At 41.8% G+C, this 15887-nt stretch carries 11 protein-coding genes; 2 read left to right on the plus strand and 9 right to left on the minus strand.

The genetic code is table 11. The features are described from left to right. Nucleotides 1-44 precede the first annotated feature (44 nt). Nucleotides 45-563: a bifunctional 3-hydroxydecanoyl-ACP dehydratase/trans-2-decenoyl-ACP isomerase gene (gene fabA / locus AAC853_RS13240; protein ID WP_338882701.1), complete on the plus strand. Its 519-nt coding sequence runs from the start codon at nucleotides 45-47 to the stop codon at nucleotides 561-563. An 81-nt stretch (nucleotides 564-644) separates the two neighbouring features. Here fabA and rmf read toward each other — a convergent pair whose 3' ends face one another. The 6 genes from rmf to rlmKL all read right to left on the minus strand — a co-directional run bounded on the left by rmf (nucleotide 645) and on the right by rlmKL (nucleotide 8545). After that, nucleotides 645-803, minus strand: a complete 159-nt coding sequence (gene rmf, locus AAC853_RS13245) for a ribosome modulation factor (RefSeq protein ID WP_338882702.1) — start codon at nucleotides 801-803, stop codon at nucleotides 645-647. A gap of 120 nt (nucleotides 804-923) precedes the next feature. Further along, nucleotides 924-1493, minus strand: coding sequence for a membrane integrity-associated transporter subunit PqiC (pqiC, locus tag AAC853_RS13250; protein WP_340614858.1), 570 nt, complete (start codon nucleotides 1491-1493; stop codon nucleotides 924-926). 32 nt (nucleotides 1494-1525) lie between these two features. Next, a complete protein-coding gene (gene pqiB / locus AAC853_RS13255; protein ID WP_422824214.1) occupies nucleotides 1526-3175 on the minus strand; it encodes an intermembrane transport protein PqiB in 1650 nt (549 codons plus the stop codon). Nucleotide 3176: 1 nt separating this feature from the next. Then, nucleotides 3177-4391: a membrane integrity-associated transporter subunit PqiA gene (gene pqiA / locus AAC853_RS13260; RefSeq protein ID WP_422824223.1), complete on the minus strand. Its 1215-nt coding sequence runs from the start codon at nucleotides 4389-4391 to the stop codon at nucleotides 3177-3179. 103 nt (nucleotides 4392-4494) lie between these two features. Beyond that, nucleotides 4495-6405, minus strand: coding sequence for an ABC transporter ATP-binding protein (locus AAC853_RS13265; protein WP_340614812.1), 1911 nt, complete (start codon nucleotides 6403-6405; stop codon nucleotides 4495-4497). A 4-nt stretch (nucleotides 6406-6409) separates the two neighbouring features. Further along, nucleotides 6410-8545, minus strand: a complete 2136-nt coding sequence (rlmKL, locus tag AAC853_RS13270) for a bifunctional 23S rRNA (guanine(2069)-N(7))-methyltransferase RlmK/23S rRNA (guanine(2445)-N(2))-methyltransferase RlmL (RefSeq protein WP_340614859.1) — start codon at nucleotides 8543-8545, stop codon at nucleotides 6410-6412. Nucleotides 8546-8683: 138 nt separating this feature from the next. On the opposite strand from rlmKL, the gene AAC853_RS13275 reads away from it, so the two are divergent. Next, the gene (locus AAC853_RS13275; RefSeq protein WP_340614813.1) at nucleotides 8684-9796 is read left to right on the plus strand and encodes a YcbX family protein; all 1113 of its coding nucleotides are present in this window, start codon (nucleotides 8684-8686) and stop codon (nucleotides 9794-9796) included. A gap of 1272 nt (nucleotides 9797-11068) precedes the next feature. Here the strand turns inward: AAC853_RS13275 and AAC853_RS13280 are convergent. From AAC853_RS13280 to pepN, 3 genes are all read right to left on the minus strand, one after another. Further along, the gene (locus tag AAC853_RS13280; RefSeq protein ID WP_338882710.1) at nucleotides 11069-11620 is read right to left on the minus strand and encodes a cell division protein ZapC; all 552 of its coding nucleotides are present in this window, start codon (nucleotides 11618-11620) and stop codon (nucleotides 11069-11071) included. Between the two features lie 158 nt (nucleotides 11621-11778). Next, nucleotides 11779-12789, minus strand: a complete 1011-nt coding sequence (gene pyrD, locus AAC853_RS13285) for a quinone-dependent dihydroorotate dehydrogenase (RefSeq protein ID WP_340614814.1) — start codon at nucleotides 12787-12789, stop codon at nucleotides 11779-11781. 354 nt (nucleotides 12790-13143) lie between these two features. Continuing rightward, complete coding sequence (gene pepN, locus AAC853_RS13290) at nucleotides 13144-15762, minus strand: aminopeptidase N (RefSeq protein WP_340614815.1); 2619 nt, start codon at nucleotides 15760-15762, stop codon at nucleotides 13144-13146. Between the last annotated feature and the right edge of the window lie 125 nt (nucleotides 15763-15887).

The following is a 15887-nucleotide window of genomic DNA, read 5'->3' on the forward strand; positions in this document are numbered from 1 at the left end:
ACGCTATTCTCTAGCCTTACACGATTATAAGGCTATCTGAAAATATGTTTAAAAAACAAGAGTCCTACACGAAAGAAGAACTTCAAGCCTCTGGGCAAGGTAAATTGTTTGGTGAAAATGGGCCACCGCTGCCTTCTGGCAATATGTTGATGATGGATCGCATCATAAAAATGACAGAAAACGGCGGTACTTACGATAAAGGGTATATCGAGGCGGAGCTTGATATCAATCCTGAGTTGTGGTTTTTTGATTGTCATTTTATCAATGATCCTGTCATGCCCGGCTGCCTTGGCCTTGATGCCATGTGGCAGCTTGTCGGTTTCTTCCTGGGCTGGATCGGTGGGGAAGGCAAAGGCCGAGCACTCGGCGTTGGGGAAGTCAAATTTACGGGTCAGGTATTACCAACAGCTAAGAAAGTGACATATCGCATTAATCTCAAGCGTGTCATTAATCGCAAATTAATTATGGGCCTGGCTGATGGTGAAGTTCTGGTAGATGGCAAACTGATTTATACTGCGACTGATTTAAAAGTAGGTTTGTTTAAGGATACTAGTGCCTTTTAATCAACTTTTATTAGCAACCCTCTCTGTCTTTGATGCTGAACACCTCCGCTAAGCGGAGGTGTTTTTCTCTTTTGGATTAACTCACACACGATCTTCTTGCGCTTGGCGCCATCCCCCTAACCAATACGAACGAGCATCCAATGAATGATAAGGACAATATTCCCGTGGACGTCCCAAAATGCCTGCATGATAGCCTCTGGAAAGTGCTCTTGCTAAACGGTCTCTTTTCTGTCTTTTCATGCCTTACTTCCTCACTTGTTACTATGAAGATAAAATAATGATCGTTTTTATCCGATTGGCTCCGGTGATCCCCCTATATGAAATGAATATCAGGCAAAGATATGCATAACTTGGTTAATGTTACAAAGAAAGTTGCCTGGCAATAGATTTGGCTAACTGACTATAACCTTTAGCTAAAGTCAGTACTAATCCAGAATAGCCATCTTTTTCCTGTTTCAAATTAAGGTTGAATGGCTGCCTAATTACCCTGTCTGGGTTCGACAATGTCCAATAGCCTTCAATCAATACCTGGCCATCATAGCGCCCGTGAAAAGCAGTTATTGTGATATCCAGCGCATCTACATCTTTTTCTAATTCCTGTTGAGAAACCAAACGATGTGGAAATGCTGCACTCAGTTCAGAAATCAATATTTGCTGTAACTGTTGCTGCAATGGGCTAGCCCATAAATGGTTCGAGGCATTGATATAACTCACCTCCCCTGTCTGGTACACAATTCCAGGAGCCGCAAGGTAGTCAGAAAGGTTAATCCTTTTTATCCACAGCTGCCGTTCATGTTTTGCCCCTAATTTATCTTCCAGCGAAGGTATCAAGTTAGCCAAAACCGGTAACTGATAATATGTTTTTTGTGGTTGGCTACTACTGCATCCCGACATAAGCCCACTTCCAACAATAAACACACTGACAGACATAAAAAATGCCAATCTTGAAATCAATTTTTTCATCAATTAGGCGCCTTTTTAGGTTCAGGATCTTTTATCGCTTCTGCTTCAAATACTAATGCATTACTCTTTTTATTGAGTGTTTTCAAAACAGGCTGCAATTCACGTAATACCTGCTCCAACTGTTGCATATTATCCATCAGCTTACTGTAAGCGGGTGAACCTGGCTGGATCCCCTGCATACTGCGGTTCAACTCATATAATGTATTTTGTATATCTTTAGGCAATTCCTGTGCTTCCTTACTTGCAAGAATGCGATTTAATTCATCCATTGTCTTATGTGCTGTTTGGATTGCCCTCTGGCTTTCTTTAAGTGTCTGTGTTGCCTGAACAAGCACCGGTTCAATCGGCATATTGTTGATTTTATCCAACATTGTGGTGAATTTTTGTTGAATTTGCGCCAAACCACTACTTACTGTAGGCAGAACCTTATAACCCGCTGTTTCATATGGGCCTTTCCAGGGTTTCTCATTAGTAAAAAAGTCCAGATCAATAAATAATGCACCTGTGAGTAAATTGCCTGGTTTCAAAGTAGCTCTCAAACCCCTGGCAATAATTTCCTTCAATTCTTTGTCTGTGTTGAATCCATTACCTAACTCTTTCACAAACCGCCCAGGCTCTACATGGATCAATACTGGAATACGAAAATCATTGTCGATACGTTGCTTAATGTCTTCACTATAAAAAGGCACCCTTGCTACCGTTCCTACCCGGATACCACGGAATTCGACAGGTGCTCCCTGCTGCAAGCCACGTACAGAATCAGAGAAAAATAGCAAAAAGTCTGTATGCTCTGTATACAGTGCGTTTTGGATACTTTTCTCGCTATCGTAGAGTTTAAAGATTTCCTTTTCCTGTACTGGATTACCCAGTTCCCAACCTTTTGGTACATCAAAACTAACCCCCCCTCCAAACAAGGTCGATAATGAAGCCATTTCAACCCGTATACCTTGTGATGACATATCAAATGTGACACCGCTGTCTTTCCAGAATCTGACATTTGTAGTCAGTAAAGCATCATAAGGTGATTTAACGAAAATTTGGTAACGAACCAATCGGGATGTTGGATCAAAAGTGCCAGCCTCAACAGAACCCACTCGATATCCCCTAAATAACACGGGATCCCCAGGAGTTAATCGCCCTGCTGTTTCATTGGTCAGAATCAGACGAATACCTTTTGCATCAGGGGAAGCAAGCGGGGGAGCATCAAGCAATGAAAAAAGGGTTTCTTCTTCACCTTGTGTGCCGGGTTGTAATTCGATAAAAACACCAGACAGCAATGTACTCAAACCAGAAACACCTTCACGGCCGATCTGGGGTTTCACAACCCAGAAGGCAGAGTCCGTACGTAACAAGCGATTCATTCCATCATTTAGGCGGGCTTTAATGATAACTTGCCCCAAGTTTTCACTCAAAGACACACTTTCAACAACACCAACGTCAACGCTGCGGCTTTTAATTTTAGTTTTACCGGCCTCAATACCTTCGGCATTAGAAGTAATTAGTGTGACTTCTGGCCCCTGATGGCTAAAATGATAAAACAGTATCCAAGCTCCAATCAGCACAGTGATAATTGGTACGATCCATACAGGTGACCAACTCTTTATTTTACGAATTCTGGCTTGAGTCAGATCTTCTTCTTTATCCGTCACCTTACAACTCCTCATTTTTATGTCGCTCAAATTTACGATTGGCTTTATCCCAAGTTAAACGCGGATCGAACATGATTGATGCAAACATAGTCAAAACAACAACCAGAGCAAACAGCACCGCTCCCAAGGCAGGATAAATACTCATCAGTTGTCCCATGCGAACCAGCGCAGATAGGACAGCAATCACGAATACATCAATCATTGACCAACGGCCAACAAATTCCACCATTTCATAAATAAAATTCATTTTTTCAGAATCATCGTTCGTTTGACTTTTTGCATCCCAGCATAGCCAACCAATAGCCAGCATTTTCAATAAAGGTATCATGATACTGGCAATAAAAATGACCATCGCAACCGGATACGAGCCAGAGCCCCAAAGCAAAATAATACCTTCCAGTATGGTGGAATTAATTTGCTGTCCTAGTGCTTGGGTCACCATGATAGGCAAAACATTCGCTGGAATATAAAGTATGGCTGATGTTATTAGCAGTGCCATTGTGCACTGAAGGCTATTACGACGACGGGCATCTCCCTTTGTATGGCAACGGGGGCACCGAGATTGTTGGGCGGGCAAGATTGCGGTACAACTCTGGCAAAGCCTGACACCTTGCACCAAGCCAGGTTTTCCTGCCTGCAAGGTATGGCAAACTTTAGGTGCCGGAGCAATTTCATTCCAAAACCAGTGCCTGTCAAGACACTGAAACGCTCTGACCTGAAACAAGCAAAACAAGCAGTAAGGGAAAAAACTCAGGCCGATGCTAATTTCCCCATGTGCCATAAGCTTAACAAAGCTGACCAACACGCCCGCAAGGAAAATTTCTGCCATACACCATGTTTTCATCTTAAACAAAATACGCGCCAACTCTATTTTCAAGCGGCGCGCCATTTTGACGTTCTGACATAAAAGGATGATGGCAACCATACAAAATGTCGGCACAAGCTGAACGAAGATCAAGAAAAGCGCAGCCATGCTGGAATAATCTTCGTTGAACATCACCTTGGGGATCTGAGTCAACTTTATTTCACTCACAATTCCCGCAACACTCATGCTAACAAAAGGAAACAGGCAAGCGAGAAAAAGCATGATTAATGCGCTTAATGCATAGCCTGTTGGTTGATTACGCGGTTCTTTCCACTTTGCTGTCAGTACCGTATTACATCGTGGACAAACCGCCTTTTTCCCTTGTTCCAAATCAGGCACAGCCACCAGCATGTCACACTGAGGACAAAGAACCAGCTTGTCATGCTGGTGTTTATTGGAACACAACGTGTTTCTCCTTTAGCAAAAACCACAAGTTTCTTTTATGCGACAGTTATCATCCATTTTTCATTATTTCCAATTCCTGCCAGCGATCAAAAGTTTTTTCCAATTCTTGTTCTTTATTTGCCAGTTCATTCAAAACATTTTGCGTAATTTCATGTGATTGATTGAAGAATTCAGGGTCACTGACCTGAGATTGCAATTTATTTATCTCTTCTTCTAATTTCTCTAATAATAATGGTAGTTGTTCTAATTCACGCAGTAAATGGTAACTTATCTTATTATTTGACCGTTTAAGTGGTTCTTTGGACTTTACCGACTTATTTTCAACACTAACCTTTTTTTCTGAAACTTGACGCAAGGAAACAGTTTGTCCCCGTTGCTGCTGGGCATCGTAATATCCCCCTGCATAATTGTTGATGTCACCATCGCCTTCAAAAATCCAACATTCAGTGACTGAATTATCAACAAATTGACGATCATGGCTGACCAAAATCACCGTTCCAGTATAGCTATCAACGAGTTCTTCAAGTAACTCCAATGTTTCAACATCAAGGTCATTGGTCGGTTCATCAAGAATAAGCAAGTTGCTTGGTTTCAAGAATAGACGAGCCAGCAACAGGCGATTGCGCTCACCACCAGACAACGCGCGTACAGGGGTCATCGCCCGTTTAGGATGGAAAAGGAAATCCTGCAAATAACCCAATACATGACGGGAACGTCCATTGACCATCACTTCCTGCTTACCTTCAGCGAGGTTATCCATAACCGTCTTATCAGGATCCAGTGCGGCACGGTGCTGATCAAAGTAAGCCACTTCAAGTTTTGTACCACAATGAATGCGGCCACTGTCTGCTGACAGATCGCCCAACATTAATTTTAATAATGTTGTCTTACCGCAGCCATTTGGTCCCACTAACGCAATTTTGTCGCCACGTTGAACTTGAGCCGAAAAATTTTTGACCAATGTTTTATCACCAATCTGGTAATTCACATTTTCCATTTCAAATACAATCTTACCGGAACGTGTCGCTTCTTCGACCTGCATTTTCGCTGTTCCCATAACATTGCGGCGTTCAGCACGTTCCACACGTAATGCTTTCAATGCCCTTACCCGGCCTTCATTACGGGTACGCCGTGCTTTAATCCCCTGGCGGATCCAAACTTCTTCCTGCGCCAGTTTTTTGTCAAATTCGGCATTTTGCAACTCTTCAACCCGCAGCGCTTCTTCTTTTCCTTCAAGATATTTGTCGTAATTTCCCGGCCATGAAGTCAGCTTTCCGCGATCCAGATCAACAATACGTGTCGCCATATTGCGAATGAATGAACGGTCATGAGAAATGAACACAAGACTACCGTTGAAGTCTTTCAGGAAATTCTCCAACCATTCGATAGTATCAATATCAAGATGGTTAGTTGGTTCATCAAGAAACAACACTTTTGGAGAACAAACCAGCGCCCTGCCCAGTGCTGCCTTACGCAGCCAACCACCAGACAATGAAGAGAGTTTCGCTTCTGCTGGCAAGGAGAGTTGTTTTAATACATCACTAATCCGGCTATCCAATGACCATAAGCCACGGATATCCAGCACTTCCTGTAACTCTGCCAAATGGTTGAGATTTTTCTCGCTAGGATCGGTTTCTACCAAACGCGAAACATGGTGGAACACTTTGATATATTCAGCCTGCTCTTTTACCCCTTCCGCAACAAAATCAAACACCGTACCTTCTACGTCACGGGGAGGATCTTGCTGTAAGCGCGCAACAATCAGATCTTGTTCATAAATAACCAAGCCATCATCCAGTGGTTGTTCTTTTGCCAATACACGCAACAATGTGGATTTTCCCGCACCATTGCGCCCAACCAAACAGACTCTTTCGTTTTCTTCGATATGCAGTTCAGCATTATCCAACAGCGGTGCATCACTGAATGATAAGCAAGCACCGGATAAACTAATCAATGACATAATGTTATTTTTCCTCGCCAGCGTGATGCAGCAACCAGCAGTTATGGATCTGACGGTTACGGGCAAAATCCTGAGATAACGTTTTTTCTGTTATTTCGTTTGCAACCAGACCTAACTTATTTAATTCAGCAAAATCCATTTTAAAACCCCGTTTATTGTTGGAGAACATTAAGGTTCCACCCGGACGTAACAGACGTTTTAATTGTTTCATTAATTCGATGTGATCACGCTGAACGTCAAAAGTATTTTCCATTCGCTTGGAGTTAGAGAATGTTGGCGGATCAATAAAGATAACATCGAATTGTTCACGAGTCTGCGCTAACCATCCCAGGCAATCTGCCTGAATCAAACGATGCTGACGTCCCGTTAAGCCATTCGCCTGTAAATTTTTCTCTGCCCATTCAAGATAAGTGCGGGACATATCTACCGTGGTTGTCGAACGCGCCCCCCCCAATCCTGCATGAACTGTTGCTGAACCGGTGTAGGCAAATAAGTTAAGAAAATCCTTGCCTCGGCTCATTTCACCCAATTTTTTGCGGGCAATACGGTGATCAAGGAATAATCCTGTATCCAGATAATCGGTCAGGTTAACCCAGAATTTTGCACCATATTCGTTAACCAAAAGGAATTCTTGCTTCTCAGCCATTTTTTCATACTGGCTTTTGCCTTTCTGACGTTGGCGAGTTTTCAAGATCAATTGGTTGGATGATAAGCTGAGCACATTCATTGTTGCACTGATCACATCAAACAGACGTTGACGGGCTTTATTGGCATCCACAGATTTCGGTGGGGCATATTCTTGCACAACGATTTTATCGGCATAGCGATCAACAGCAACATTGTATTCAGGTAAATCTGCATCATATAAACGGTAGCAATCAATACCTTGCTGCTTGGCCCATTTGCTGATTTTTTTCTCATTTTTACGCAAACGGTTAGCATAATCCTCTGCGATACCGATATCCAATGACTGAGGTCTATCCGCTGGCTGTTCACTTTTCTGGATGACATAATTCTTTTGGATACAATCCAAAGGACCATTTTTAGCTTTAAATTCACGCTCTGCGCGTAATTGTAAACAACCCAACAATTCCGGCGAAGCACTGAACAGTGATAAACGCCAGCCAGGGAAGCGAGCTTTCATCACGCGACCAAATACACTGTGCAGCGCGATCAGTGCAGGTTCACTTTCAAGACGTTCTCCATAAGGCGGGTTGCTTAATATTGTTCCCTCTGGCCCTTCCGGCAAAGGATTTTCCAGTTTGCTGGCATCTCCTTGTTGGAACTGGATCAATTGGGATACCCCTGCCCTACGTGCATTTGAACGTGCCATATCCATGACTCGGCGATCAATATCCGTTCCAAAAAAACGGGAAGTCGTTTCCTGTAACCCCTTACGGAAACGGATCTGTGCCTCTGTAGTGACTTCACGCCAGATTGTTTCATTGAATTGTAACCATGATGTGAACCCCCAATGCTGACGATACAAGCCAGGAGCGCAATCTGCCGCCATCATAGACGCTTCGATTAGCAACGTTCCCGAACCACACATGGGATCAACCATTGGCGTTCCTGCCTGCCAGCCAGAACGTAAAATAATCGCGGCGGCAAGGTTCTCTTTCAGTGGTGCTTGTCCAGCCAGATCACGGTAGCCACGGATATGCAGGCTATCTCCACTCAAATCGAGTGATACGATGGCTTTCTCTTTATTCAGGAAAACATGGATACGGACATCAGGTTGTTGTTTAGCAACATCAGGACGTTGTTTGATTTTGCGCATAAAACTATCGACAATAGCGTCTTTCACTTTCAATGCGCCATATTGTGTATTTCTGATCTCCTCATTCGTGCCGCTGAAATGCACAGAGAACGTACTATCAACTGAGAAAATCTCGCTCCAGTCAATGGACTGGACACCCAGATACAGATCCAAGTCACTATAAACTTTAAATTCGTTAAGCGGCATCATGATACGGGATGCCAGTCTGCTCCACAGCAAACTTTTATACATCACCCGATCATCGCCCTGAAAATGAACCCCACCTTGGGCAATCTTACAGGATTGCGCTCCCAGAATTTCCAGTTCGTTCTTTAATAGTTCTTCCAGTCCACGTGCCGTGCTGGCAAAGAGAGAGTTCATCTTATTAATCATCACAAAAGTTCACCACCAAAAAAATTGTGGCACATTATAGCCAATACCTTCGACATGTCCTAAAGTTGCTGACACAATAAAGCTAAAAATGCTTTGGTAAAGATAAAAATATTTGGGAGATAATGGATGTTAACTCTATCGCGTCTCTATACTTACCCAGTCAAGTCCATGCGTGGATTACAACTTTCTCATTCTCTCGTTCAGGAAAGTGGCCTGATGTTTGATCGAAATTTTATGATCACCACAACAGACGGCACCTTTATTACTGCCCGCCAATATCCGCAGATGCTGCTATTTACTCCAACTATGCTCCATAACGGTTTGTATTTGCAGGCTCCAAATGGAGAAAGCATCACTGTACTTTACGATGATTTTAAAGAAGAGCGCCTCCCCACTGAAGTTTGGAGAAATCATTTTACCGCGTTAGTCGCTCCCGATATGGTGAATCGTTGGCTCAGTGGCTTCTTTGATAAACCTGTGCAACTACGCTGGCTCAGTGAAGAACTAACACGACGAGTTAAAAAATTCCCTGATATTTCTTTATCATTCGCAGATGGTTTTCCCTATTTAATTATCAATGAAGCCTCTTTTCATGCTTTGCAACAACGCTGTCCTGCCAGTATTAAAATAGAGCAATTCCGGGCCAATATCATTGTCACGGGTGCCGCTCCTTTTGAAGAGGATAGCTGGCAAACTATCCAAATCGGCGATATTGTTTTTGATCTACCAAAACCGTGCAGTCGCTGTATCTTGACAACAGTCAGTCCAGAGAAAGGCCGCAAAAATCCGCAAAGTGAGCCACTGGCTACCCTGCAATCTTTCAGAACAGCCAAAGAAAATGGTGCGGTTGATTTTGGACAGAATGCCATTGCCCGTGACAGCGGCGTTATTCGAGTTGGGGATCGTGTTACCATTTTGGAAAAGAGAACGCCACGCGAATATAGCAGTGGTGAACAAGCAACCCATTTACCTATAAAGGAAACTGTTCAACAGTCCGTTACTATTGAATTCAATGGACAACGTTTTATTGGCAATAATCAGCAAATTATTTTAGAACAACTCGAAGATCAAGGTATTCAAATTCCCTATTCATGTCGTGCCGGAATTTGTGGCTCCTGTAAGATATCTTTGGTTAAAGGGGACGTATTGCCACTAAAATCGACATCCATTAAGGATAGTGGAAAAATTCTGGCATGTAGCTGTATTCCTCAAAATAATTTAGTCATTGAACTAAGATAAACATTAATGATGTATACCAATCCAACCTCAAGTTGCAGCTTGTAAATCAATGTGATTATTTATATCTTCCCGCTTCGCGGGGAGATATTACACGCATCTTGAAGTTAGATTGGTATAACACTTATTTTAACCTGCTGGTAACGAGTGAAAACTATTTTGGTATGAATTTATCCAAAATATGAGGACAATGAGAATATTCCCCTGCATTTTTAGTAAATAAATACACTTGATTCAAATTATCCATCATGTTTGAATAACACATTAACAATCGTTATTGAAATTAAATTTATTTTAAAAAATCCACCTCATACATATATTCACCAAACTCTTCAAAATAAAGTTGTTGAGTTTTCATAAAACGCTCATCAAATGTTTCTAATAGCCCCTCTGCCGGAACACCTGCCCCAGAGGATAGAGAATAATGAATAAAATAACCATAAATATCTTCACAGTCTTTTTTATAATTTATAGTATCTAAAATATGATGATGCCATATTTCATCTATTTCAACAGAGGGAATAAGCGCTATTTCTTTTCCGTTATATTTATAGATAAAAAACCTAAATTTTTTATACTGATCTACAGCATCACGTGCACCTTCTTCTGTCCATACCCTGGCTATATTGGGATTTTCTTTCGTGATCTTTTGTATAACACTTTAAAAATTAACACTTTTTATTTTTCAAAAACTCTTCCTACCTCATTTTGGCCACCCTCTTTTTAGTTTACTAAAAAAATAAAGCAGGAACAGAAATTAATTCTATACGCATTAAACTTCAAGTTGCAATTTACAACACGATATGAAACCTGATTTTTCCCCGCTTCGCGGGGAGAAATCACATGCATCTTGAAGTTAGATTGGTATATCCCTGCACGTGTTTATCAATTTAAATATTATCTACTGATAACTATAAAAAAATAGGATTGTTACATGTTATTCGATAATACCTGCATAAGGATATCCTAAGCAGCTTTACATGCATTATTTTTGTGACTACTCTGCCTTTCCGAGTCAATATCCTTGCTATGCTGGTTATAGCCAATTTTTGGTTAGTCTGGCATAAATTTCCGTGGGCAAAACAACGAATCCCATTGAAGGAAAAATTGGTTTTTAGTATTGACCTAATGTGTTGAAAATAAATTATTTTTAGAACAATAGAATAGCTTATGTGAAATAAGATGTGGATAACCGTGACTTCACAGATAAATAGAGAAAAGCAAAATCAACGGATTGATACTATAAATATATCTGAACGCAGCAGCCTGATGACACTAAATTGCCCTATGATATATCGATGACTGAGTTGGCTCGATATAAGGCATGATGCGATCATTCATAACCTTAATGGGATCACAAAAATTCATGACACGATTGTGCATCTCTAGCTTTTGCTGTGCCAATAAACACAAGCTGGCATTGTCACCCACTTCTGCAACCATAAACAGTGCTTCAGTACCGCTATCCTGTAATTTAAGCTGAATAATTTCACCGTGTTCTGGTTTCTCTATCAAAGAAAAATGGGAGAAATACCAGCTCTTAGGCATTTGCGGTTTCATAAAACGTAACGCAACCACCCCGTTTAGAGCTAATTCAGCGCTGAACGCAGGAGCCATGTTGATACGACGTGAATGTTCTTCAAAAGTGTAAAAAAGTGCGGCATCATCGACTGAGAATGACATTTCTTCCATTGTAACGGCGTAATCAGTCAACATTTTGGCAGGGAAACGAGAACGAAAAACCATGCCATTAGCGAGATCGAGCATGACACGACTATGCTCATGATCAAAATACCAGCGCCACTGATCATCAGGTCTAATTTTCATTGATTACCTTTTTATGCTCAAAATAGCTTTTTTGGTTAAAATAAGCATTGTCAGCGAAATAAGAAGTAAAAAATAAATGATAAAATTTAATCTACAAGACAAAATATAGACGAGTTGAGGACAGAAATAAACCCCTGCCCCCAAATTGCAGCAAATATTTAGATATGATTAACAATATCTTTGATGAGTTTTGGTCCTTTATAGATAAAGCCGGAATATATCTGAATTAATGAAGCCCCTGCTTCTATTTTCTCCCTGGCTGCAACAAGCGAATCAATTCCTCCTACACCAATAATCGGTATTTCACCTTTTAATTCTTGCGAAAGGCGACGGATAATCTCTGTGCTACGCAATTGCACAGGACGCCCACTCAATCCCCCCGCCTGTTGGTAGTGATTCAAACCTTCGATAATCTTTCTATCCAATGTGGTATTTGTTGCAATAACTCCATCAATATGATGACGCATTAAACTATCAGCAATTTTTATTAATTCTTCTTCTGAAAGATCGGGAGAGATTTTAACAGCAACAGGAACATATTTCTGGTACTTTTGCTGAAGTTCGCTTTGCTTATTTTTAATCGCAGACAAAAGATCATCCAGAGCTTCTCCATACTGTAATGTCCTCAAGCCTGGCGTATTAGGAGAAGAAATATTGATAGTGATATAACCTGCATGAGGATAAACTTTATCCATGCAAATTAAATAATCATCTTTTCCATTTTCAACCGGAGTATCTTTATTTTTGCCGATATTGATCCCGATAATCCCGTCATATTTTGCACGCTTAACATTCTCAACCAGATTATCCACCCCAAGATTGTTGAACCCCATCCGGTTGATGATCCCTTCCGCTTCAATCACCCGGAATAATCTCGGCTTATCATTTCCAGCTTGCGGGCGCGGTGTTACTGTACCAACTTCAACAAACCCAAACCCCATTACTCCAAACGCATCAATACAATCACCGTTTTTATCAAGACCAGCAGCTAAGCCCAGTGGATTTTTGAAGGACAACCCCATGCAGGTAACAGGCTTAGTGGCAACTGATTGACGGATAAAAAATTCGAAAGGAGTACCGGCTACACGTTTGAGTTGGCGGAAAGTCAGCTCATGTGCCTGTTCAGGATCAAGCTGGAACAACGCTTTCCGTACTAGAGAATAATACATTTAAATTAACCTATTGTTCTTTATGATTGTCTTTACGTGAGAATTGTCAGTTATACATCTTGAGTTATACGCAATCCCATACATATTAATTGCTGCGTTGTTGTGGCAGGAAGAGGGCGTTAATTTAACATTATATGAGTAAACAAAAAAGTCCTCTCTATATAAGCAGGTAAAAACAAACCCCGTTTAAAACAACAACAGGGTTTGTGTGCGATCTCATCTCCGGCAATAACCAAAGAATATGTTACATATACCAATCTAACTTCAAGATGCGTTTGATTTCTCCCCGCGAGGCGGGGAGAAACCAGGTTTCATATCGTGTTGTAAATTGTAACTTGAAGTTTAATGCGTATATTAACTCTCAAGTGCCTTGGTAATCTTTTCGAACAGGTCACCAGATAAGTTCTCTATTCCTTTCAACTGTTCCAATGCCGCACGCATCAAGGCCTGACGTTTTTCATCGTAACGTTTCAAACGGATCAATGGATCAATCAAATGTGATGCTACTTGCGGATTTAGGTTATTCAGCTCGGTTAGCACTTCCACCAGGAATTGATAACCACTCCCATCTTCAGCATGGAAGGCCACGGCATTTCTGCTAAAGAATATTCTCAACAGTGAATAAACACGGTTTGGGTTGCTCAAGCTGAAAGAACGATGTTGCATCAAACCACGCACTTTCTCAAGTACATCGAAGGCTGGATTGGTGGCTTGCAGCCTGAACCATTTATCCATGACCAAACCATTCTGATGCCATTGATTATCAAATTCATCCAGTAATTGATAACTGCAAGGCAATTCAGCAAATACAGCCGCAGATAAGGCCGCGATGCTGTCAGTCATGTTATCAGCGTGATAATATTGTGCCGCCACTAATTTATCGGCCAACTCTTTGGTATCAATAAAGGCCAGATAGTAGAGGCAGGTATTACGCAAATCACGTTTTGCAATATCCCTATGCTCTACACGGTATACGCCTGTCTGGAGGCTGTGATAAACCGCAGAGAATTCATCTGCCATTTCATTGGCCAGTGCTTTTGTCATAGCACGAATGACATCATGGATAGCTTTAGGATCTACCACCGTAAACAATTCTGCCACTTCATTTTCAGACGGCAAGGTCAGGATCAATGCAGCCAGAGCCGGATCGATATCTTTATCCAACAATACAGCACGGAAAGCATCAATGACATGCATTGGCAATTCCAGTGGCAGGGATTTTTGGTGACGGACAACATTCAGCCTCACATAGTTGGTTAACAGTGCCTGCGCTGCATTCCAACGGGAGAACTCATTACGCGCATGTTTCATTAAAAATGAAAGTTGCTCATCACTGTATGGATAATCCAATTTCACTGGTGCAGAAAACTCACGCAATAAAGAAGGGACAGGCCGTGATGGAACGTTATCGAAAACAAATGATTGCTCTGCATTAATAACATTCAAAACATGATGCACAGGCTGACCATGACGACGCAGCGGGATAACCCTTCCCTGTTCATCATAAAGTTCAATATCCAGAGGAATGTGCAGCGGTTGTTTCTCTTTCTGATCTGCTGTTGGTGATGTCATTTGACTGACATGCAAAATATATTGTTGCGTTTCTGCATCATATTCGTCGCGGACAGTCAGCACAGGTGTCCCGGATTGGCTATACCAACGGCGAAAGAGGGTTAAATCGACATTTGACGCGTCTTCCATCGCCTGCACAAAATCATCACAGGTAGCCGCGCTACCATCATGGCGATGGATATAAAGCTGCATACCCGCCTGAAATTGTTCTTCCCCCAATAAGGTGTGGATCATCCGAATCACTTCTGCGCCTTTTTCATAGACGGTCAACGTATAGAAGTTATTCATTTCCATCACCTGATCAGGACGGATAGGGTGAGCCATAGGGCCAGCATCTTCGGCAAATTGTGCAGAACGCATAACTCGCACATTCTTGATACGGTTAACTGAACGTGAACCCAGATCCGAACTGAATTCCTGATCACGGAATACTGTCAGCCCTTCTTTCAGGCTTAACTGGAACCAGTCACGACATGTAATACGGTTTCCGGTCCAGTTATGGAAATATTCATGTCCGATCACGGCTTCAATAGCAAGATAGTCTTCGTCAGTCGCCGTTTCCGTTTTTGCCAGAACATATTTGGAATTGAAGATGTTTAATCCCTTGTTCTCCATCGCTCCCATATTGAAAAAATCAACGGCGACAATCATGTAGATATCAAGGTCATACTCCAAACCAAAGCGGGTTTCATCCCATTTCATTGAGTTTTTCAACGATGTCATGGCCCAATCAGCACGATCCAAGTTGCCCCGATCAACAAACAGCTCCAGTGCTACCTCACGGCCACTGCGGGTCACAAACGTGTCACGCAAGACATCAAAATCCCCCGCAACCAATGCGAACAAGTAAGCAGGTTTTGGGAACGGATCCTGCCATTTTACCCAATGACGCCCATCTTCCAGCTCCCCTTGTTCAATACGGTTACCATTGGAAAGCAGGAATGGGTATTTGGATTTATCCGCAGTAATGCGAGTAGTAAAACAAGCCAGAACATCTGGGCGATCCAAATAATACGTGATGTGACGGAATCCCTCTGCCTCACACTGGGTGCACAAGGCATCACCAGATACGTATAGTCCCTCAAGGGCTGTATTAGCTACTGGATTAATTTCATTCACAATTTTCAGTGTAAACTGGGCTGGAAGTTGTTCAATCCGCAACTTTCCATCCTGTTCCTGATAATGCTCCCACTCTTGATCATCGATATAGATACCTTTTAACGTGAGATTTTCGCCATCCAAAACCAGTGGGGTAATATCATTGACTTGACGTTTTACCTGACTGATTGCCGTCACCGTTGTTTTTTCAGCATCCAGATCAAAATCAAGATCAATATTAGTAATTGTGTAATCTGGTGCTTTATAATCCAAACGGTGTTTAACGAGTCGCTGTTGTGTCATAGGGAACCTTTTCCATTACTTTTAAAAACATAAACGCTGACATAGAGAAATCTTCCTTTCAATCAATAAGTTTCTTTTTTGTATGTTAATAACTTATTAAATAAAGGTATAAATGATGTGATTAG

The organism is Xenorhabdus thailandensis, from assembly GCF_037996785.1.
Lineage (GTDB): Bacteria > Pseudomonadota > Gammaproteobacteria > Enterobacterales > Enterobacteriaceae > Xenorhabdus > Xenorhabdus griffiniae.